The organism is Streptomyces sp. NPDC057137, from assembly GCF_042670825.1.
Lineage (GTDB): Bacteria > Actinomycetota > Actinomycetes > Streptomycetales > Streptomycetaceae > Streptomyces.
The window spans coordinates 16530-36645 of record NZ_JBHUUW010000058.1 but is presented as its reverse complement, the minus strand read 5'-3'; the positions used below and the strand labels follow the sequence as shown (position 1 = coordinate 36645).

Here is a 20116-nt window from a genome sequence, read left to right as displayed (position 1 = left end):
GGGCGAGGGGTACGCATGACTGACACCGGCCAGGTCCCGGACGAGGGACAGCCGGAGAACGCAGGCATGGTGGAGCAGCCGGGCGACCCCGCTGCCGGCTCCTACGCCTACCTGGGCCCCTCCGAAAGTGCTCCCGAGGACGACGACCTTCTGCTGATGCCGAGTTCGCAGGGCGCGTGGGGCGATCCGCAGCCGGCGCCTCCGGCGGAGCCGTTCGCGCCCGCGGCGCATGTCGTGCCTGTGCCCGAGCCCGTGGCCGCGGCGCAGATCCCGCAGCAGATGGGGCAGGCCGAATTCGCGCCGCAGCAGCCGCAGTCGCAGCTCGCGACGTACTCGCAGCCGGTGCCCGAGCCGGGGCCGGTTCCTGTGCCGCAGTCCGACTCGCTCGGGCACGGCCAGGTGTCGTACCAGCCCCAGACGCCGCCGGAGTATCCGGCGCCGGACATGGCCCATATGCAGGTGCAGCCGACGCAGTCCGCGCAGCCCGCAGCCCAGCACGCCGAGTTCGCGGTGGCGCCGGAGACGTACGCGCCGGCGGAGGCCCTGGTGGAGCCCCAGGTTTCGGAGGCCGTACCGCAACCGGCCCCCGAGTTGGCGCAGGAGTCTGTCCAAGAGGCGCCGCAGGAAGTCGCCGAGGCGCCCGCGCCGCAGACGGTGGCAGCGCCCGCGCCCGTGGCGGCGCCCGTGACCGAACCGGACGCGCACGAAACCGGTGGCCGCGACTCGGGCTCGGTCGACCTCGGGGCCGTACGGGTCCCGACCGCCACGCCCACACCGACGCCGCCCCCCGCGCGTCGGCCGCTGCACATGGGCCCGCCGATGCCCGACTCCACGGGTGGCGTGGTGCGTTCGCTCGCCGACCGTGGTCCCACGAGTACGCCGCCGACCCCCGTTCGCGTACGGACACAGGGGCCGCCCACGACCGGCCCCGAGTATCTGGACATCCCGCGCGAGGAGGCCGAGGCGCTGCCGGGGCCGCAGCTCGGCGCGATTCCCGTGCAGGGCGCGGACCCGTGGGCCTCGCTGCCGCCGCAGTCCGAGACGCCGGTGGCGGAGGTAGCGGTCGTGGTCGCCGAACCGCAGGTGGTGGCGGAGGAAGCCGTCCCCGAGCCTTCCGCAGAAACGGTCGTCCCTGATTTCGGACCGGAGTTCGCCCCGGAGCCGGTGGTGGAGCCCGAACCGGAGCCCGTGCCGGTCCAGGAAGTCGCGCCGGAGCCCGAACAGGAGCCCGAGCCCGAACCGGTGCTCGACGCGGTGGCCGAGCCGACTCCCGAGCCGGTGGCCGAGGAGCTTGTGGCGGAGCCCGCGCCTGAGCCCGTCCCCGAACCAGCCCCCGAACCCGTCGCCGTCGCCGTCGTGGCCGAGTCCCCGGTCGTCGAGCCGGTCGAGGCGGAGGAGAAGCGCGAGCCGATAGCGCTGCCTGGCGCGGCCCCCGCCCCGCCCGCCCCTGCCGAGCCGGAGGCCGTACCCGCGGCACCCGTGCCTGAGCCGGAGCCCGTACCGGTCGCGGCGGAGGCGCCCACCCCGGAGCCCGCACCGGCCCCCGAACCCGCACCGGCCCCGGCACCCGAGCCGGTGGCCACAGCGGTCCCCGTCGCGGCCCCGACCCCCGTGCCCGACGCCGAGCCCGAGGCTCCGGCCGTCGCCGACGACGCGTCACCCCCCGCCCCCGGCTACGACGACGCCGAGCGCGAGGCCGTTCTACGCGTGATGCGCGAACGCCGCGACATCCGCAACGGCTTCCGCTCCGACCCGATCCCGCACGAGGTGCTGCTGCGCGTCCTCGAAGCCGCGCACACCGCCCCCAGCGTCGGCCACTCGCAGCCCTGGGACTTCGTCGTCATCCGTTCCGCCGAGACCCGGCAGACCATGCACGAACTGGCCCAGCGCCAGCGCGACGCCTTCGCCAAGTCGCTCCCCAAGGGCCGGGCCAAGCAGTTCAAGGAACTGAAGATCGAGGCCATCCTCGACACCCCGGTGAACATCGTCGTCACCGCCGACCCCACGCGCGGCGGCAGGCACACCCTCGGCCGCCACACGCAGCCGCAGATGGCGCCGTACTCCTCCGCCCTCGCCGTCGAGAACCTGTGGCTCGCCGCCCGCGCCGAAGGACTCGGCGTCGGCTGGGTCAGCTTCTTCGACGAGCGCGAGATGGTGCGCGCGCTCGGCCTCCCCGAGCACCTGGACGTCGTGGCGTATCTCTGCGTCGGATACGTCGACGAGTTCCCGGAGGAGCCCGAACTGACGCAGGCGGGTTGGTCCAAGCGCCGCCCGCTGTCCTGGGTCGTCCATGAGGAGACGTACGGCCGCCGGGCCCTGCCCGGTGAGGAGCCGCACGACCTCCTTAAGGAGACCATCGCCGGCATCCGCCCGCTCGACGCCAAGGCGCTCGGCGAGGCGTGGGAGCGGCAGAAGCGGATGACGAAGCCCGCCGGGGCACTCGGCATGCTGGAGATCATCTCCGCGCAGCTCAGCGGTCTTTCCCGGATGTGCCCGCCGCCGATCCCGGAGCCCGCCGCCGTCGCGGTCTTCGCGGGCGACCACGGCGTGCACGCGCAGGGCGTCACCCACTGGCCCCAGGAGGTGACGGCGCAGATGGTCGCCAACTTCCTCGGCGGCGGGGCGGTCTGCAACGCCTTCGCGAACCAGGTCGGCGCCGAGGTCTGTGTCATCGACGTCGGCGTCGCGAGCGAGCTGCCCGCCACACCGGGCCTGTTGCCCCGCAAGGTCCGCTCGGGCACGGCCGACTTCACCACCGGCCCCGCGCTGACCCGCGAAGAGGTGCTGGCCGCGATCGACGTGGGCATCGAGACCGCCCGCGATCTGGTGGCGGCGGGCAACAAGGGCCTGCTCACGGGCGAGATGGGCATCGCCAACACCACGGCCTGCGCGGCGCTGATCTCGGTCTACACGGACCTGGACCCGGCCGAGGTCACCGGGCGCGGCACGGGCATCAACGACGAGACGCACGCGCGCAAGATCGACGTCGTCCGGCGCGGTCTCGAACTCCACCGCCCCGACCCCGCCGACCCCATCGGCGTCCTCGCGGCCTTCGGCGGCCTGGAGCAGGCGGCGCTCGTCGGCTTCCTGCTGGGCGGCGCGTCGCTGCGTACACCGGTCATCCTCGACGGTGTGAGCGCGGGAGCGGCGGCCCTTGTCGCACGCGCCATCGCCCCCGAGGCACTGGCCGCCTGCATCGCGGGCCACCGCAGCGCCGAACCGGGCCATGTGGCCGCGCTCAACAAGCTGGGCCTGCGCCCCCTGGTCGACCTGGACCTCCGCCTGGGCGAGGGCACGGGCGCCCTGCTGGCGCTCCCGGTGGTCCAGAGCGCGGCACGGGCGATGCACGAGGTGGCGACGTTCGACTCGGCGGGAGTGACGGAGAAGTAGCCGCAAGCGTCTCTGTCCAGCCCCGCCGACACGTCATCCAGCCCCTCCGGCGTTTGAGGAGCGGGGTCCGGGGCGGAGCCCCGAAACCCAGCCCGCCCGGCGTTTGAGGGCACGGCCGAAGGCCGTACGGGGTCCGGGGCGCAGCCCCGGTTGTGGGAAGGGGCGGGTAGGGGAAAGCTCCGCCACCGGCCAACCCGAGCCCCGCACTAAGCTGGAACCGCTTCCCACCAGCCCCTTCACCACCCCGCACCGTCCCAGAGGAGCCCCCAGCGCCATGGCCGAGCATCCCGCCTACCCCGTCGGCCTCCGTCTGGCCGGGCGCCGCGTCGTCGTCATCGGGGGCGGGCAGGTCGCCCAGCGCCGCCTGCCGGCACTCATCGCGACCGGCGCCGACATCCTGCTCGTGTCGCCGTCCGCGACGCCCTCCGTGGAAGCCATGGCCGACGCCGGCGAACTGCGCTGGGAACGCCGCCCGTACACCGAAGGCGACCTGAGCGACGCCTGGTACGTCCTGGTCGCCTCCAACGACGCCGAGGCGAACACCCGTGCCTCCGCCGAGGCCGAGCGGAACAGGACCTGGTGCGTACGGAGCGACGACGCCGAGGCCGCCACCGCCTGGACCCCGGCCACCGGCCGCAGCGATGGCGTCACCGTCGCCGTCCTCACCGGACGCGACCCGCGCCGCTCCGCCGGCGTACGTGACGCCATCGTCGAGGGCCTGCGCGACGGCACCCTCGCCGCCCCCCGCCACCGCACCCGGACCCCCGGCGTCGCCCTCGTCGGCGGCGGCCCCGGCGATCCTGAGCTGATCACCGTCCGCGGCCGGCGCCTCCTCGCCGAGGCCGACGTCGTCATCGCCGACCGCCTCGGCCCGCGCGACCTCCTCGACGAACTCCCGCCGCACGTCGAGGTGATCGACGCGGCGAAGATCCCGTACGGCCGCTACATGGCCCAGGAGGCGATCAACAACGCGCTGATCGAGCACGCCCAGGCGGGCAAGGCCGTCGTACGGCTCAAGGGCGGCGACCCCTTCGTCTTCGGCCGGGGCATGGAGGAGGCCCAGGCCCTCGCCGACGCGGGTATCCCCTGCACCGTCGTCCCCGGCATCTCCAGCTCCATCAGCGTCCCCGGCGCGGCGGGCATCCCCGTCACGCACCGGGGCGTGGCACACGAGTTCACCGTGGTCAGCGGCCATGTCGCCCCCGACGACCCGCGCTCCCTGGTCGACTGGCCCGCGCTCGCCCGGCTGCGCGGCACGCTCGTCCTGCTGATGGCCGTCGACAAGATCGGCGCCATCGCCCTGGCCCTCATCGCCCACGGCAAGTCGCCGTCCACCCCCGTGGCGCTGATCCAGGAAGGCACCACGGCGACCCAGCGCCGCGTCGACGCGACACTCGAAACGGCCGCCGAAGCGGTCGGCGCGCAGGACGTACGACCCCCGGCCGTCATCGTCATCGGCGACGTGGTCTCCGTCGGTCCCGACCGGGGCACCGGCGGCGGGACCGGCCGTGGCTGAGATCGTCACCGTCGAGGCGGCCCCTGACGGCTCCGCCGACCCCCGCCTCGCCGACTACACCGACCTCACCGACGTCGAACTGCGCCGCCGCCGCGAACCCGCCGAAGGCTTGTTCATCGCCGAGGGCGAGAAGGTCATCCGCCGCGCCGTGGCGGCCGGTTACGAGATGCGCTCCATGCTCCTGACGGCCAAGTGGACCGACGTCATGCGCGACGTCATCGACGAGACCACCGCACCCGTCTACCAAGTGGCGCCGGACCTGGCCGAACGCGTCACCGGCTACCACGTCCACCGCGGCGCGCTCGCCTCCATGCACCGCAAGCCCCTGCCGCCGCCCGCCGACCTCTTGCGCACGGCACGCCGCGCCGTCGTCTTCGAGGACATGGTCGACCACGCCAACCTCGGGGCCGCCTTCCGTAACGCGGCGGCGCTCGGCGTCGACGCGGTGCTCCTCACCCCGCGCTGCGCGGACCCGCTCTACCGGCGGGCCGTGAAGGTCTCGATGGGCGCCGTCCTCCAGGTCCCCTGGACCCGGCTGGAATCCTGGCCGCGCGACGCCGGCCTGCTGAGCGAGGCGGGATTCGTCACCGCCGCCCTCTGTCTGGACGACAAGTCGATCACCCTCGACGAACTCGCCGAGCGGCGTCACGACAGGCTCGCGCTCCTCTTCGGTACGGAGGGCGACGGACTCACGGCCGGCGCGCTCGCCGCCGCCGACCTGCGGGTGAGCATCCCGATGGACGCCGGGGTGGACTCCCTCAACGTCGCCGCCACCTCGGCCGTCGCCTTCTACATGACGCGGCCCCGAGGCTGATCCGGCCTACAACTGCTGCGCCGCCGCGATCCCCAGCGCGACCACCAGCGTCACCACCACGAAGACGATCAGCCGCTGGCGCAGCAGCCGGGGATTGGCCGGCCTGCGTCCGCCGCGTCCACCCGACGTCGTACGCGCCCCGGGCCTGGTGCCCTGACGGCCGCCGGTACGTGAGCCGGTGCGGGACGAGCCTTCGCGGGGCCTCGGCGGACGCCCGCCGCCCGTGCGCGGCGCCGAACCACGCGAGCCGTGCGCCCGGGAGTCGTGCCCGCCCGCCGTACGCCCCTGCGTGGACCGCTCGGAACGGTCCGTCCGCTCCTGCCGCTCCTGCCGTTCGATCCGCTCCGGCCGCTCCGTGCGCTCGGTCCGCTGCGGCATCCGCGCCGTACGCTCCGGAATCCGGCCCGTCGGCACGTCCTGCCCGCTTCGCTCCCGCTGCGCCGGCGGCCGTCCGTCCGGCAGCCCCTGAGCCTCCCGCGCCGCGATCTCCTTGAGCCGCATCGACAGCTGGAGCGTGCTCGGCCGCTCCTCGGGGTCCTTCGCCAGACAGGCCCGCACCAACGGCGCCAGCGCGTCCGGCACCCCGTACAGCTGTGCCTCCTCGTGCACCACCCGGTAGAGCATGACTTCCGAACTGCCGTGCCCGAAGGGCGAGTCGGCCGTCGCGGCGTACGCCAGCGTCGCGCCGAGCGCGAAGACGTCGGTCGACGGGGTCACCGCCGCGCCGCGCACCTGCTCGGGCGCGAGGAAGCCGGGCGACCCCACCGCCGTACCGACGTGTGTGAGCGTGCTCGCCCCGGTCGCCCAGGCGATCCCGAAGTCGATGATGCGCGGGCCCTTGGGGGAGAGCAGGATGTTCGACGGCTTCAGATCGCGATGGACGACCCCGGCCTCGTGCACCGCGAGCAGCCCCTCGGAGAGCGCGGCTCCTACGGAGGCGACCTCGGCGGCCGACAGCGGCCCGTCCTCGGCCACCTTGTCGTGCAGCGAGGGCCCGGGAACGTACTGGGTGGCGAACCACGGCCGGTCCGCGTCGAGATCAGCGGCCACCAGCCGGGCCGTACAGCCCCCGCGGATCCGCCGGGCCGCCGAGACCTCGCGGGCGAACCGGGAGCGGAACTCCTGGTCCTCGGCGAGATCGGGCCTGATCACCTTCAGCGCGACCCGCTGGCCACGCCGGTCGGAACCCAGGTAGACGACCCCCATGCCGCCCTGGCCCAGCCGCCGGTGAATTCTGAACGAACCGACGACACGCGGGTCCTCGCGCCGGAGCCGCATCATCGCCATGTCCATCCCCGCTGCCCGGTCGTCCGTGTGACGTGGCACAGCTTACGTACCCGCGCCCCGGGGCGCTCATAGGCCGCGCCCTCCGGGACGGATCGATTGTCAGTGCCGGGTGAGAAACTTGAGGGGTGGTCAGGGGACCGCGGATCCAAGGTCCTCAGGCCCGTGCGAGATCTCAATGGTCCGTCGCAGAAGGGGGATTGGATCAATGAAGGGTGACCGCGTGGAGATAGTGGTGGACGCGGGTGACACGACACGTACGTACGAAGTCGTGGCAAGTCGGGCAGGCCGCCGGGTGGAGACGGCGGTGCGTCGAGGAGTGGTGGAAGTGAGTGAAGTCACCCGCAACGGTTCCGTGGTGCGTACGGCGCGCTTCATGGCCACCCGGGTGCTCGCTCTGGTCGAACAACCGGTGCCCAGGGAGGACCTCTCCGAGCGTCCCCTCAGGGAAGACCCGCAGGCTTAGGACCCCCTCTCCACCCAGGGGAGTACGCGCAGGGGGTACCGGTCATCCTCCGGGAGGCCCGGCAATCGGTACGCGGGCATGACGACCCAGGCACGGCGCTTACCTAATGTTGTTGTCAAGCGGCGGGTGCAGCACTCGTCCCCCGAGGTCAGACACTCGCCGCTGCCAGACACGACAGGAGAAGGACCATGGCCGACACGGCATCGCGAGCGATGATCCGCACGCAGGGACGCAGGGCATTCGACGCGTTCGGCGGGCGGAATTCCGGTTCGCGCCACCCCTTGGTGGCGACAGCCATGGTTCTCCCTCTCGCGGCCCTGCTGGTCGTCGTATTCGGCGGCTGGGAAGCAGTGGTCACACAAGCGTCGTCCGTGGGCGTGATGCTGGGGCGCTGAGCGGCGCCCCAGGTTCGGGAGAGCGGCCCGAACCACAGACATCCGGCCAACAACCCCGTGGGGACGGGGGTGCGGCGGACGGCAGCGTTTGGCCGGTCAGCTGGGGAGCTGACCGGCCATCGCGCTGTCCGGACCCGTTTCGGCCCCTCATCCCCGAGACCGTACGAGACCTACGCGCCGTACGAAGCCCGCGTAGGCTCCCGGCGGGAACACACCGCACCGGGGGACACCACCGTGACCACATCCGCCTCCACGACCGCGGCCGTCGTACGCGCACTCACCGTCGCCGCCCGTCACGCCGCCCACCCGGAGGCCGCCGACCCGGCCGCGGGATCTCCCTGCCGGGCCTGCGGACGCGACGAGACCGTGCTCGCCGACCGGTCCGACGGCGTGGTCGTACGACACGGGGCCGCGGTCGCCAAGGCCCACGCGCCCGCCACCGACCCGGCGGGACACCGCGCCCGGCTCTCCGTCGCCGCGCATCCGCTGCTCGCCGGGATCCTGCTGCCCCCACTCCCGGCGACCACGACCACGGCCACAGCGACGGCCACGGCCGCCCCGCACATCGAGGGCCGGCCCGTCACCGCCTGGCCGTACGGCACCCCCGTCGACCCCGACCGCCCCGACGACGCGCCCTGGGAAGCGGCGGCGACCCTGCTCGCCCGGCTGCACGCCGTACCGCCCGCCGGCCTCGCGCCGTCGCCGCTCCCGCCCATGCGCGGCCCACTCAAGGCCGCCCGGGCCCTCGCCCGGATGCGGGCCGCCGGACACCACCCGGCCACCGCCGACGTGGAACGCGCCTGGGCCGGCCTGCCCGCCTGGGCCAGGGACGAGGCGCCCGCACCCGTCGGCGGGCTGCTGTGCCACGGGGACCTCCACCTCGGGCAGCTCGTACGGCACCCCGTACCGGACGGCCCGTGGCTGCTGATCGACGTGGACGACCTCGGACTCGGCGACGCCGCCTGGGACTTGGCCCGCCCCGCCGCCTGGTACGCCGCCGGTCTGCTGGCCCCCGACGAGTGGCAGCGGTTCCTCGGCGCCTACCGCTCGGCGGGCGGTCCCGCCGTACCGGCCGACGGCGACCCCTGGCCCCGGCTCGACGTCGCCGCCCGCGCCCTCACCGTCCAGACCGCCGCCCTGGCCGTCGCCAAGTCGACCGAGCAGGGCCGTGAACTGGACGAGGTGGAGGAGACGATGATCGAGACCTGTGCCCGAATTGCCACACTCCCGGCGAAGTTGGCGGCCGGACCCTCGTCGTAAGGTGAACTGACCGTCGCCGGGAGGCATTCCGGCGATGCCGACCGAACGGCGAGGAGCTGACCCGACCCATGCAGTGCCCCAAGTGTCATGCAGCGATGCACACGTACAACCGCAACGGTGTCCAGATAGAGCAGTGCAGCGGCTGCCGGGGGATCTTCCTCGACTACGGCGAGCTGGAGTCCCTCACCCGCCTTGAGGCGCAGTGGGGACAGCAGGCCCCGCCCCCGCCCGCGGCCCCCGGCGGCTACCCCGCTCAGGGGGCCCCCGGCTATCCCGCGCAGGCGGCGCCGGCTCCCGCGTGGGGCGCGCCGCACGGTGGTCACCACGGCGGTCACCATGGTGGCCACCGTCAGAAGGGCTTCGGCCGGATGCTCTTCTCCTCCTGATTCCTGGTCGAACCCCGCGCACGACGAAGCCCCCGGCCAACAGGCCGGGGGCTTCGGGCTGTGCGCGATACTGGGATTGAACCAGTGACCTCTTCCGTGTCAGGGAAGCGCTCTCCCGCTGAGCTAATCGCGCAGGGTGACCCCGCGTGTACTGCGTGCGCGATACTGGGATTGAACCAGTGACCTCTTCCGTGTCAGGGAAGCGCTCTCCCGCTGAGCTAATCGCGCGGGAATCCAAGTGGATCCAGTGGACGATACTGGGATTGAACCAGTGACCTCTTCCGTGTCAGGGAAGCGCTCTCCCGCTGAGCTAATCGTCCTTGGAGGTGGAGACGGGATTTGAACCCGTGTAGACGGCTTTGCAGGCCGTTGCCTCGCCTCTCGGCCACTCCACCAGGAGTACGGGGGACGGGAATTGATCCCCCAACTCGAGCGGACGACCAGGTTCGAACTGGCGACCTCAACCTTGGCAAGGTTGCGCTCTACCAACTGAGCTACGTCCGCGTGCCGTTTCCCGGTCCCTACTGCGTGGTCCGGCGACGTGGTGAACTCTAGCGGATTACGGGGCCAGTACAAAAACGCGTTTGTGCAGCGTGCTGCCGTGCGTTCACGCTGCGGCACCTCCACGGCGCCGTCGCGACACGTTCGCGGTGCGTCCCGGCGGCCGTCCTAGACTCGGCATCGTGTACGACCTCCCTCCGCTGGCCCGCTTCGGTGATCTCGTCGCCACCGATCTGCGCGATGTCACCCGTGACCCGGAAGCCCTCGAATCCGCCGGCTTCTGGGCCGTAGCCATGGACTTCGAAGGGCGTCTCACCTGCGCCCGCTTCGGCGACGTACGCCGCGAACCGGTGCCCGTCCCCGTTCCCGGGCAGTGGCGGGGCCCCGCGGCGGGCGACTGGGCGACGTCGCTCGACCGGGCCGCGTACGTCTCGGGCGTACGGCGCGTACGGGAACTCATCGCGGCCGGCGAGGTCTACCAGGCCAACCTCTGCCGCGTCCTGACGGCGCCGCTGCCCGACCCGGACGCCGCCGACGTCGACGCGCTGACCGCCCTCCTGGCGCGCGGCAACCCCGCCCCGTACGCCGGCACGATCCGGCTGCCCGCCCACGGCGTGGAGATCGCCACCGCGTCGCCGGAGCTGTATCTGCGGCGTACCGGCCGCACCGTGGAGTCCGGCCCCATCAAGGGCACCGGCCGGACCGCCGACGATCTGCTGGAGAAGGACCACGCCGAGAACGTGATGATCGTGGACCTCGTCCGCAACGACCTCGGCCGCGTCTGCGCCACCGGATCCGTGACCGTGCCCGCCCTCTGCGCCGTCGAGCCCCACCCCGGACTCGTCCATCTCGTGTCGAGAGTGCGCGGCGAACTCGCCGAGGACGCGGGCTGGCCGGAGCTGCTGGCCGCGACGTTCCCGCCCGGATCGGTCACCGGCGCGCCGAAATCCAGCGCGCTGAAGATCATCGAGGAGCTGGAGACCGCGCCCCGTGGCCCGTACTGCGGCGCCGTCGGGTGGGTGGACGCCGACCGTGGCACCGCCGAACTGGCCGTCGGGATAAGGACGTTCTGGATCGAACGCGACCCGCCGCGTGGCCCCGTCCTGCGCTTCGGCACCGGCGCGGGCATCACCTGGGGATCCGATCCCGAGCGTGAGTGGCAGGAGACCGAACTCAAGGCGTCGCGGCTGCTGGCGGTAGCGTCGGGAGTGTACGAGGCGACGGGAAGGACGGCTGGATGATGATCTGGGTCAACGGCGGACTGCGGGCGGCCGACGCCGCGCAGGTGTCCGTACTCGACCACGGGCTGACCGTGGGCGACGGAATCTTCGAGACGGTGAAGTCCGTCCGGGGACGGACCTTCGCCCTCACCCGGCATCTGGACCGGCTGACCCGCTCGGCGCGCGGTCTCGGACTGCCCGACCCCGACCACGACGAGGTGCGCGCCGCGTGCGCCGCCGTCCTGGACGCCAATCCGGTGGAGATGGGCCGGCTGCGGATCACGTACACCGGCGGTCTGTCGCCGCTCGGCTCGGACCGCGGCGACGCCGGCCCGACGCTCGTCGTGGCCGTCGGCGAGACGAAGCGCCGCCCCGACACCACCGCCGCGATCACCGTCCCCTGGACGCGCAACGAACGCGGTGCGCTGACCGGGCTCAAGACCACGTCGTACGCCGAGAACGTCGTCGCCCTCGCCCGTGCCCGTGAACAGGACGCCTCCGAGGCCCTGTTCGCCAACACGGTGGGAGATCTGTGCGAGGGCACCGGCTCCAACGTCTTCGTCGTACTGGACGGGCAGCTCCACACCCCGCCGGTCTCCTCGGGGTGTCTGGCCGGTATCACCCGGGCGCTCACGGTGGAGTGGGCCGGAGCCCACGAGACCCGGCTGCCGTTCGACGCGCTCGACCGGGCCGACGAGATCTTCCTGACGTCGTCGCTGCGCGACGTGCAGGCGGTCCACCGCGTCGACGGCCGTGAACTGCCCGGCGCCCCTGGTCCGGTCACCGCCAAGGCCATGCGCGTCTTCGAGGAGCGCGCGGCGGCCGACCTCGATCCGTAAACCTGATGACGCGTGGCCGCGAGATGGGTACAACTCCCCTGATGACCACGACTCTGCGGCCGACCGGGCCGCTTCAGCAGACCGACGACGGTATGAAGTCACGTACCTACGACGTGTGTGACAACAGCCGCCCCGTGGGCGTGATCGAACTCGGCATGGACGGCGCCTTCGGCACCCCGGCAGGTGTCCTGCGCCAACTGCGGATCGACGAGGCGAACCGGCGCCGTGGCCGTGGCACGATCGCCGCGCTGGCCGCCGAGGAGGTCCTGCGCGGCTGGGGCTGCGGGCAGGTGATCGCCTCCGTCCCCGCCGGGGCCGGGGGAGTGCTGCCGCTGCTGGAGACCCTGGGCTACACCGAGCGCAGCAGGAACATGCTGAAGGACCTCGCCCCTCAGCCCCCGGCCCTGCCGCCCGGACTCGTCGGCAGACCGATGGACGAGACGGAGTACGAGGTCTGGGAGGCGGACGCGCTCGACGGCTTCCGGCGGAGCTGGATCGACCGGGGCCTGCCGCCGGACCAGGCCCGCGCCAAGGCTGAGTCCGGCCGCCTCGAAAACCTCCCCGCCGGCCTGGCCACCCCCGACACCTGGATCGAGGTCCTGGCCCATGACGGGGACGTGGTCGGCCATGTGTGGGTGGGCACCAGGGAGATCGCGCCCGGCGTCGTCGGTGCCTTCGTGTACGACGTGAAGGTGTCCGAGCACCTGCGCGGCAAGGGCTACGGCCGAGCGCTGATGCTGCACGCCGAGCGGATCGGCATCCACGCGGGTACGGACGTGCTGGGCCTGCACGTCTTCGGGGGCAACGCCCCGGCGATCGGCCTCTACGAATCCCTCGGTTACGCGACGACGCACCGCAACGTCTTCAAACCGCTGCTCTGAGCACCGCTTCCGGAGCCGGCACGATGCCGCCGCGTCTCGCGACAACCGGCACGTACCGCAACCTGGGCGGGTCGCGGTCGTTGGCGGTCAGTGATCCAATTCCTCTCCGCTCCCGGCCGTGGTCCGACCCCCGAGACCGAATGCGAGGAGGCCGGCGAGCCGGTTCGCCGGCCGTACGACCTCGGGCGTGGACGTCGGCGTGCCTGGACGGTGCTGCTGCTGGTCGCCCTGGTCGCGACGGTGTGCGCGGGCGCGGCCGGGGGGATGTGGGGGCGCCTGGTCAGCGGGGGGTTCGACGCGTCCGGGTCGCAGGCCGTGCGCGCCGACGCCTACGTGGCGAGCCGCTTCGGCGGAGGTGAGCCTCAGCTGGCGCTGCTGGTCCACAGCGGTGCCCCGGTGGACAGCCCGGCGGCCGTGGCGGCGGGCCGTGAGCTGGCGGCCGGTCTGGCCCGTGACCCGGGGGTGGTGTCCGTCATCTCCTACTGGGACGGGCGGGATCCCTTGCTGCGCTCGGCCGGAGGTGACAGCGCTCTGGTCCTCGCGGTGCTGGCGGGCGGCGAGGACCAGCGGGTGCGTACGGCCCGTCGGCTGCTGCCGCCGCTGGTGGGCGACAACGGCGACAACGGCGGGCCACGGGTGGAGGCCACGGGACCGGCGTGGGTGGGAGCGGAGGCGGTCGAGCGTTCGCAGCGCGATCTGCTGCGGGCCGAGTTGCTGACGGCTCCGCTGGTGTTCCTGCTGCTGGTCTTCGCGTTCCGCTCGGTTCTGGCGGCGCTGCTGCCCGTGCTCGTGGCCGCGGTGTCGTCGGTGATCACCCTGGCGCTGTTGCGGCCCCTCGCGTCGGTCGTGGAACTGTCGATGTTCGCACCGAACCTGACGACGGCTCTGGGCTTCGGACTGGCGATCGACTACTGCCTCTTCCTTCTCACCCGTTTCCGGCGCGAGAGAGCCGGCGGTCTGGATGTGGCGGCGGCGGTGGATGTCGCGGTACGGACGGCGGGCCGCACGGTGGTGTTCTCGGTGGTGACGGTGGCCTTGGTGATGGGGTGCCTGTTCGCCTTCCCGGTCCCGTTCCTGCGCTCGATGGCCTGGGCCGGGATCGCGGTCGCGGTCTCCTCGGGTGTGGTGGTCGTGCTGGTGATGCCGGCCGTCCTGCTGCTGGCCGGTGAGCGTCTGTCCCGCTCCGGGCCGCCGGTCGGCCGGTCGCGGGATGGTCGCGCGGGCGACAGTGCCGGATGGGAGGCCAGCGCGGGCTGGCGCCGCTTCGCCGCGCTGGTGTGCGGTCGTCCCGCCCTGTGGCTGGTGGCGGCCCTGGCACTGCTGTCGGTGATGAGCCTGCCGCTGGCCCGTCTGCAGGTCGCGCCGATCGATGAGCGGACGTTGCCCTCGCACGCGTCCTCGCACATGGGCGCCGACCGGATCGGCGGCGAGCTTCCGCAACAGTCCCCCGGGACCATGGTGGTGGTGGCCCTCCCGGCCGCCGCGGAGCACGTCACCGAGGTGGGGGCGTACGCGGCCACGCTGTCACGGCTGCCCGCGGCACAGGTGGTGGACAGTGCGGCCGGCCGCTACGAAAACGGCCACCGGATCGCGCCCGCACCCATGGCGTTCCCGCCCGGCCGTGCCGGGACGTGGCTGGCGGTGCACGCGGGTGTGGACCCCGCGACACCGGCCGCCGGAGCACTGGTGAGTGCGCTCAGGGCCGTCCCGGCTCCGGGCGGCACCGCCTGGGTGGGCGGTGAGGCCGCGCGCTTCACCGACACCACGAACGCGCTTCTGTCCGCGGCCGGGCCCGCCGTCGCATGGGCGGTGGCCTGCATGGCCCTCCTGCTGCTGCTGTTCACCCGCAGCCTCCTGGTCCCGGTGAAGGCGATCGTGGTCGGAGCCCTCAGCCTGGGCGCCTCGGCGGGCGTGGTCGTGCTGGTCTTCCAGGACGGCTTCCTCGCCGGCCTGGTGGGGATGACCTCGAGAACCGGGCCGGTGGACGCGTGCATGCTGCTGCTCGCGCTGTGCGTGGCGTTCGCCCTGTCGATGGACTACGAGACGTTCCTCCTCGCCCGGATCCAGGAGGAACACCTCCTGGGTGTCGGCAACCGCGCGGCGGTGGAGAGAGGCGTCGAGCAGACCGGGCGGCTCGTGACGACCGCGGCACTGGCACTGGCGGTATCCGTGGGCGCGCTCACGACGTCATCTGTCGGCCTGCTCAAAATCCTTGGCTTCGCCCTCGCTCTCGCCGCGCTCGTCGACGCCACCGTGGTACGCGCCGTTCTGGTCCCCGCCTCGATGTGCCTTGCGGGCAAGGCGAATTGGTGGGCACCCGCACCCCTGCGGCGGCTGCTTCCGCACTGGGATCTCCACGGCGCCGCCCACCCGAACCGTGGGAGCGACACGGCGACTGCTACCGCGCTGCCCTCCCCGCGGGTTCTTCGGTAAGGCAGCCGTTACCTCTGTCCGGAGAGCCCGTTACCCACGCGGATGATCAAGAACTATCTGAAGCGGACTGAGTAGCACGAATGGATCCCACACTGGTTGCGGAGCGCGTCCCCGCGCCCGTACTCGCGAATTCGCCCGGGCAGACCGGCCTGGCGGGCGACTGGTCAGATTTTGGCTGCCGGATCAACGCATGGTCCCCCGAAGATCTCTTCGACCGGTACGAGAGCACGCGTTTTCTCTATCCGGCCAAGCGGGCAAGGCTCGACCCCTACTGGCGGGTGATCCTCGACAACTGGCAGCGCGCCCGCCAGGCGGGCGAACTGCTGCACTGCGTGGTGTCGTTCGACGATCCGAGGGGCGGCTGGGCGTCGATGACGTCCTGGCGTTCCACGCACGCCGGCTGGCAGACCCAGCATCTGGTCAGCGATGCCACGCCGGCGGGTGGCCGTGCGGTGATGCTGGGGGCCGTGGCGGTTCGGATGTCCGAGAAGCGGGATGTGTCCCAGCAGAACTGGTTCAGTCCCAGCAACCGATTCGCGGCCCTCGCCTTCGGCGGCCTGGTGCGAAGCATCCCTCCGGGCGGGGCCGCGGTGGTGCCGGGGGACTACGTGATGGTTCCGCTGCCCCTCGCCCGTGTCCTCGGCGGCTCGCACGGCGGTGGTGAGAAGCAGGGACGCGTGGTCGAGCTGGACGGTGGCGCGTGTCCGGAGCTGGCCGACCTCGCGGCCCGCTGCCGAGGCGAGGTGTACGTCCGGGCCGAGGGCCTGGACCGTGATGATCTGCGGCTGGCCGACGTCGACCGGCTCTACCGGCTGGTGGGCCTGCGCCGCTACCGCAGGATCTGGGTCAGCTACGACGCCACCGGCCGGATGCGGGCGGCCGTGCTGGCCTACCGGGGACCGCTGGGCTTCAACTTCTCGTTCCTGGAGAACCGTTGCGACCTGCTGGTGGCACCCGATCTCGACGCGGAAGAGACACAGCGGGTGACGGACGTACTGCTGGCTGCCGCGTGCCCCGCCTACGACGGGTTCGAACCCGGATGCCTGCCCGTCGCGAGTCACCTGCCGCTGGACCGGCTCGTCGCGGCCGGCGCGGAACCTGTCCGCCCGTACAGCCAGGCGCTGTGGCTCGCCGATGCGTACCCCGATTTCTACCGGCACATCGACGGCCTCTACGCGCGGCGCCTGCGCGGCCGGGTCGAGCACCCGAGGAGGACCGTATGAGCGTTCCGTATCTGATGGAGGACAGCCGCGAGGCCGACCGTCTGACCGCCAAGGTCGACGCCGACGCCTGGGTGAGGGAGTACCTCGCCCCCGTGATGCCCCAGGGCGCGCCCGAGGTCCTCGACGTGGGCGCGGGACCCGGCCATATCGCGCAAGCGGTCCACCGGGCCTGGCCCCGGGCGCGGGTCGTGGCCTTCGACGGCAACCCCGACCGGCTGGCCGCCGGTTCCGCGGACCCGGACGGCGCCGCACTCGTACGCCGCTGCGGCGACGCCCGTGAACTCCCCTTCGAAGACGGCACGTTCGACGTCGTCTACTCCCGGCTGATGCTCCAGTACGTCGCCGAACGGGACCGGGCCGTCGCGGAGATGGCCCGTGTCACCAGGCCGGGTGGCACGGTCGTGCTCTTCGATCTCGACGGCCAGCTCGTCTGGCACGACCCGGTCGGCCCGGAGCTGCGCGCGGTTCTCGATCCGGTCGTGGCTGCCCTGGGCGTGACCGGGTTCGACCCTCACACGGGTCGCGGGCTGTACCGGCTGGCCCGGAAAGCGGGCCTCACCGGCCTCACCGTGCGGGTCGATCCGTACCACCTGATCGCCGGAGCGGTGAACCCGACCGAACGCGAGCAGTGGCACCTGAAGCTCGACATCGCCCGCCCAGCCATCGCCCGGGCCCTCGGCTCGCCGACAGCGGCGGACGAGGCCATCGAGATCTACCTCGACCACCTGGACAGTGAGGAGACCCTCACCTATTCCGTGGCGTTCACCGTCACCGGCCGGCGGGACCGGACCGAAGATCCCGGAGTGTAACGAGGGACGTCACGCCCTCACCGGCCATGCTCGGTGAGGGCGGGTGTCAGCCCTCGGCGAGCAGCCGGTCGGCGATCTCCTCGACGCGTTCGCGCAGACCCTCCTGGCTCTTGCCGCCGTCGAGCCGTTCGCCGCCGATGACATACGTGGGGGTGCCGGTCACACCGATCGCCTTGCCCTCGGCCTGGTCGGCGTCGACGATCAGGGTGTGCCGGCCGTCGATCAGCGCGGTGTCGAACTCTTCCTCGTCCAGGCCCAGTTGGCGGGCGACCTCGATCAGCAGCGGCTCGCCCCGGGCGTCCAGCTCCGCGTGGCGGGCCAGGACGGCCTCCGCGTACGGCCAGCCCCGGCCCTGCTCCACCGCTTCCTCGGCCGCCTGGGCGGCGGCGAAGGAGTGCCGGTGCTTGTCCAGGGGGAAGTGCCGCAGCCGTACGTCCAGCCGGTCGCCGTAGCGCGCCCGCAGCGCGCGCAGGTCCGCCAGGGCGGTGTGGCAGTCGACGCACTGGAGCTCGCACCAGACGTCCAGCACGACGGGGCCGGTGGTGGGGAAGTCACTCATGTGTTCAGTCTTCCAGGTCGCCGGGGCCGCTCCCGACCGGGACCTGGGGAGGAGACGAACCCCGGATATCTCCCTGAGGTCCCCCCGGACCGTGGCCTCCACCCCGCCGGGAGGTGCAGGATGGAAGGGTCGACATGTCGGCGTACACCGACACGCTCGACGAGAGTTCCCACGACCGACGACGGCGCCACGCCTGGAGGACCGGATGATTGCCGAGACCATTTGTTCCGCGGTGTCCGCTGCCGGCCTCGGGATCGCGGCGATCACCGCGTACCGCAAGCGTTTCCTGGCGGCGACCAGGATCGCCGCCTACTCGCTGGTGCCCGTGGCGCTCGTGATGACCGGAGTGGTCCAGTGGCTCGCCGACAAGGCGTTCAGCCCGACCGCCTGGCTCGGTGTCGGGCTCCTCGGATTCTCCTGGCTGCTGTTCATGACGACACGGATGGTGGAGCGCCGCGCGGGCGTCGGGACCCGTAAGGAACGCCGGGCGGCGGCCAGGGCCGCGCAGCGCGACGCGGTCGCACCGACCGCCTCCGCGCCCTCGCTCGGCGCCTCCGCGGCCCCCGTGGCGCAGCCGAAGGCGGCCAAGGCGAAGAAGCCCGGCGGCACGGATTCCGGCGACGATTTCAGCGATGTCGAGGCCATCCTCAAGAAGCACGGCCTCTGACCGGGAGCCTCCCCGAGGCCCGCCCGTCTCAGGGGGTGGACGTTTGCCCCGAATCTGACGAACTCGCCTGGCCGGGACGCGTGTTGGTTGTTCGGCGGACCGTCGCCTGCGTCATGATCACCCCGCGATGCTCGATACCTCACGGGGTCAAACCCCCGCACCCACCGAAGAGCCGCGCGGTTGCCTCTTCGCGCTCTCCCAGCCGCCCTTGATGATCTTCCTGGCGGTGATCGGCACCCTGCTGCTGATGGCGGCGGTCCATGATCTGTTCCTGCTGTGACGCTCAGCCGGCCGCTTCCTTGCGGCGCGCCCGGTAGGCGGCCACATGCAGCCTGTTGCCGCAGGTGCGGCTGTCGCAGTAACGGCGGGAGCGGTTGCGCGACAGGTCGACGAAGGCGTGCCCGCAGTCCGGCGCCTCGCAGCGCCTCAGCCGTTCCTGTTCGCCCGCCACCACGATGAACGCCAGCGCCATGCCGCAGTCGGCAGCGAGATGGTCGGCCATCGACGCGTCCGGCGCGAAGTAGTGCACGTGCCAGTCGTAGCCGTCGTGGTCCGTCAGCTGCGGCGTCGTCCCGGCGGCGGCCACCAGGTCGTTGAGCAGCTCGGAGGCCTCACGGGGACCGGGCGCGGCGAACACCTCGGCGAAGCGCGTACGTACGGCCTGTACGGCCCGCAGATCGCGGGGCCCGAGGTCGCCCACACCGCTCACGCTGTGCGCCTGTGCGAAGCCGTACAGGGCCTCGACATCGGGAAGCCCGTCCGCGCCGTCGGCCTCGGGGATCGTGTTCACGAGACTGACGACGGTCTCAAGGGCGTTGCGGGTGTCGTGGGGGATCTGCACGATTCGCTCCCTGGCCTGCTGCGGACCGGTGCCCGCCGGGTTCCGCAGATCCTAGGGCGTGTTCGCGGCGAGGGTGTTTCGGGAGCGCGGCGACGCCGTCGTCGCGGTGGGTTCCGCGGCGACGGCGTCGCTGTCCGCCCGTATGTGGTTGTCCGCGCGGCGCCGTCTCCCCGAGTCGGACGGCGCCGAGCAGCTCTCGGCCTGGCTCAGCTCTCGGCCAGGATGTGAGACAGCTCTGTGTCGAGGTCGAAGTGGCGATGCTCGGTACCGGGTGGCACCGCGGCGTCGGTTCGCTTGAGGAAGGATTCCAGGGCTCGCGCCGGGGCCTCCAGCAGGGCTTCTCCCTCCGGAGAGCTGAGCGCGATGCAGACGACGCCCTGGCCCTGGCTGCGTGAGGGCCAGACTCGGACGTCGCCGGTGCCGGTGGGCCGGTGCAGCCCCTCGGCCAGAAGGTCGCGGGCGAACACCCACTCGACCGTCTCCTCGGCTCCGGTGTGGAAGGTGGCGTGCACGGCGTAAGGATCGGCCGTGTCATACCGCAGGCCCGCGGGTACAGGCAGTGAGGACTCGCTCGATACAACGAGGCGCAGGTGCAGCTCGCAGCTGACCGTGGTGTTCATAAGCGCCAGGGC

The 20116-nt window shown here is 72.4% G+C and carries 19 protein-coding genes and 5 tRNA genes; 15 read left to right on the top strand and 9 right to left on the bottom strand.

What is annotated here, in order from left to right:
• Window positions 1-15: 15 nt before the first annotated feature.
• From cobT to ACFT9I_RS31905, 3 genes are all read left to right on the top strand, one after another.
• On the top strand, window positions 16-3390 hold the full coding sequence (gene cobT / locus ACFT9I_RS31915) for a nicotinate-nucleotide--dimethylbenzimidazole phosphoribosyltransferase (protein WP_382570018.1): 3375 nt from the start codon (window positions 16-18) through the stop codon (window positions 3388-3390).
• A 274-nt stretch (window positions 3391-3664) separates the two neighbouring features.
• Complete coding sequence (cobA, locus tag ACFT9I_RS31910) at window positions 3665-4906, top strand: uroporphyrinogen-III C-methyltransferase (protein WP_382570016.1); 1242 nt, start codon at window positions 3665-3667, stop codon at window positions 4904-4906.
• The gene (locus tag ACFT9I_RS31905; RefSeq protein ID WP_382570014.1) at window positions 4899-5720 is read left to right on the top strand and encodes a TrmH family RNA methyltransferase; all 822 of its coding nucleotides are present in this window, start codon (window positions 4899-4901) and stop codon (window positions 5718-5720) included. The genes cobA and ACFT9I_RS31905 overlap by 8 nt, the downstream gene beginning before the upstream one ends.
• 6 nt (window positions 5721-5726) lie before the next feature.
• On the opposite strand, the gene ACFT9I_RS31900 is transcribed toward ACFT9I_RS31905, so the two are convergent.
• Window positions 5727-7007, bottom strand: a complete 1281-nt coding sequence (locus ACFT9I_RS31900) for a protein kinase (RefSeq protein ID WP_382570044.1) — start codon at window positions 7005-7007, stop codon at window positions 5727-5729.
• Window positions 7008-7212: 205 nt separating this feature from the next.
• On the opposite strand from ACFT9I_RS31900, the gene ACFT9I_RS31895 reads away from it, so the two are divergent.
• From ACFT9I_RS31895 to ACFT9I_RS31880, 4 genes are all read left to right on the top strand, one after another.
• Window positions 7213-7470, top strand: coding sequence for a hypothetical protein (locus ACFT9I_RS31895; RefSeq protein ID WP_078494403.1), 258 nt, complete (start codon window positions 7213-7215; stop codon window positions 7468-7470).
• Between the two features lie 188 nt (window positions 7471-7658).
• Complete coding sequence (locus ACFT9I_RS31890; protein ID WP_382570012.1) at window positions 7659-7865, top strand: hypothetical protein; 207 nt, start codon at window positions 7659-7661, stop codon at window positions 7863-7865.
• Window positions 7866-8099: 234 nt separating this feature from the next.
• The gene (locus tag ACFT9I_RS31885) at window positions 8100-9125 is read left to right on the top strand and encodes a phosphotransferase family protein (RefSeq protein WP_382570010.1); all 1026 of its coding nucleotides are present in this window, start codon (window positions 8100-8102) and stop codon (window positions 9123-9125) included.
• Window positions 9126-9193: 68 nt separating this feature from the next.
• Window positions 9194-9511 (top strand): zf-TFIIB domain-containing protein, encoded by a 318-nt coding sequence (locus ACFT9I_RS31880; RefSeq protein WP_382570008.1) that lies wholly within the window; start codon window positions 9194-9196, stop codon window positions 9509-9511.
• 61 nt (window positions 9512-9572) lie between these two features.
• On the opposite strand, the gene ACFT9I_RS31875 is transcribed toward ACFT9I_RS31880, so the two are convergent.
• From ACFT9I_RS31875 to ACFT9I_RS31855, 5 genes are all read right to left on the bottom strand, one after another.
• Window positions 9573-9644, bottom strand: a tRNA-Val gene (locus tag ACFT9I_RS31875).
• 23 nt (window positions 9645-9667) lie between these two features.
• Window positions 9668-9739: transfer RNA gene (locus tag ACFT9I_RS31870), tRNA-Val, on the bottom strand.
• A gap of 20 nt (window positions 9740-9759) precedes the next feature.
• Window positions 9760-9831: transfer RNA gene (locus ACFT9I_RS31865), tRNA-Val, on the bottom strand.
• 1 nt (window position 9832) lies between these two features.
• Window positions 9833-9906: transfer RNA gene (locus ACFT9I_RS31860), tRNA-Cys, on the bottom strand.
• A 36-nt stretch (window positions 9907-9942) separates the two neighbouring features.
• Window positions 9943-10015: transfer RNA gene (locus ACFT9I_RS31855), tRNA-Gly, on the bottom strand.
• Window positions 10016-10194: 179 nt separating this feature from the next.
• Here ACFT9I_RS31855 and ACFT9I_RS31850 point away from each other — a divergent pair.
• The 6 genes from ACFT9I_RS31850 (at window position 10195) to ACFT9I_RS31825 (ending at window position 17417) form a co-directional block, all read left to right on the top strand.
• On the top strand, window positions 10195-11253 hold the full coding sequence (locus ACFT9I_RS31850) for a chorismate-binding protein (RefSeq protein ID WP_382570006.1): 1059 nt from the start codon (window positions 10195-10197) through the stop codon (window positions 11251-11253).
• Window positions 11250-12071 (top strand): aminotransferase class IV, encoded by an 822-nt coding sequence (locus tag ACFT9I_RS31845; RefSeq protein WP_382570003.1) that lies wholly within the window; start codon window positions 11250-11252, stop codon window positions 12069-12071. The genes ACFT9I_RS31850 and ACFT9I_RS31845 overlap by 4 nt, the downstream gene beginning before the upstream one ends.
• Before the next feature lie 41 nt (window positions 12072-12112).
• On the top strand, window positions 12113-12952 hold the full coding sequence (locus ACFT9I_RS31840) for a GNAT family N-acetyltransferase (protein WP_382570002.1): 840 nt from the start codon (window positions 12113-12115) through the stop codon (window positions 12950-12952).
• Window positions 12953-13042: 90 nt separating this feature from the next.
• Window positions 13043-15385 carry an MMPL family transporter gene (locus ACFT9I_RS31835; protein WP_382570000.1) on the top strand — a complete coding sequence of 781 codons (2343 nt, stop codon included), beginning with the start codon at window positions 13043-13045 and terminating at the stop codon, window positions 15383-15385.
• 80 nt (window positions 15386-15465) lie between these two features.
• Window positions 15466-16608, top strand: a complete 1143-nt coding sequence (locus tag ACFT9I_RS31830) for a hypothetical protein (protein ID WP_382569998.1) — start codon at window positions 15466-15468, stop codon at window positions 16606-16608.
• Complete coding sequence (locus ACFT9I_RS31825; RefSeq protein ID WP_382569997.1) at window positions 16605-17417, top strand: methyltransferase domain-containing protein; 813 nt, start codon at window positions 16605-16607, stop codon at window positions 17415-17417. The genes ACFT9I_RS31830 and ACFT9I_RS31825 overlap by 4 nt, the downstream gene beginning before the upstream one ends.
• Before the next feature lie 46 nt (window positions 17418-17463).
• On the opposite strand, the gene ACFT9I_RS31820 is transcribed toward ACFT9I_RS31825, so the two are convergent.
• Window positions 17464-17976, bottom strand: coding sequence for a DsbA family protein (locus tag ACFT9I_RS31820; protein WP_382569995.1), 513 nt, complete (start codon window positions 17974-17976; stop codon window positions 17464-17466).
• Between the two features lie 205 nt (window positions 17977-18181).
• Here ACFT9I_RS31820 and ACFT9I_RS31815 point away from each other — a divergent pair, with 205 nt between their 5' ends.
• Complete coding sequence (locus ACFT9I_RS31815; RefSeq protein ID WP_382569993.1) at window positions 18182-18643, top strand: hypothetical protein; 462 nt, start codon at window positions 18182-18184, stop codon at window positions 18641-18643.
• A gap of 127 nt (window positions 18644-18770) precedes the next feature.
• Window positions 18771-18923 carry a hypothetical protein gene (locus ACFT9I_RS31810; RefSeq protein WP_382569990.1) on the top strand — a complete coding sequence of 51 codons (153 nt, stop codon included), beginning with the start codon at window positions 18771-18773 and terminating at the stop codon, window positions 18921-18923.
• A 3-nt stretch (window positions 18924-18926) separates the two neighbouring features.
• On the opposite strand, the gene ACFT9I_RS31805 is transcribed toward ACFT9I_RS31810, so the two are convergent.
• Both ACFT9I_RS31805 and ACFT9I_RS31800 read right to left on the bottom strand, forming a co-directional pair.
• The gene (locus tag ACFT9I_RS31805; protein WP_382569989.1) at window positions 18927-19484 is read right to left on the bottom strand and encodes a CGNR zinc finger domain-containing protein; all 558 of its coding nucleotides are present in this window, start codon (window positions 19482-19484) and stop codon (window positions 18927-18929) included.
• A 206-nt stretch (window positions 19485-19690) separates the two neighbouring features.
• A complete protein-coding gene (locus tag ACFT9I_RS31800; RefSeq protein ID WP_023542925.1) occupies window positions 19691-20104 on the bottom strand; it encodes an SsgA family sporulation/cell division regulator in 414 nt (137 codons plus the stop codon).
• Window positions 20105-20116 lie beyond the last annotated feature (12 nt).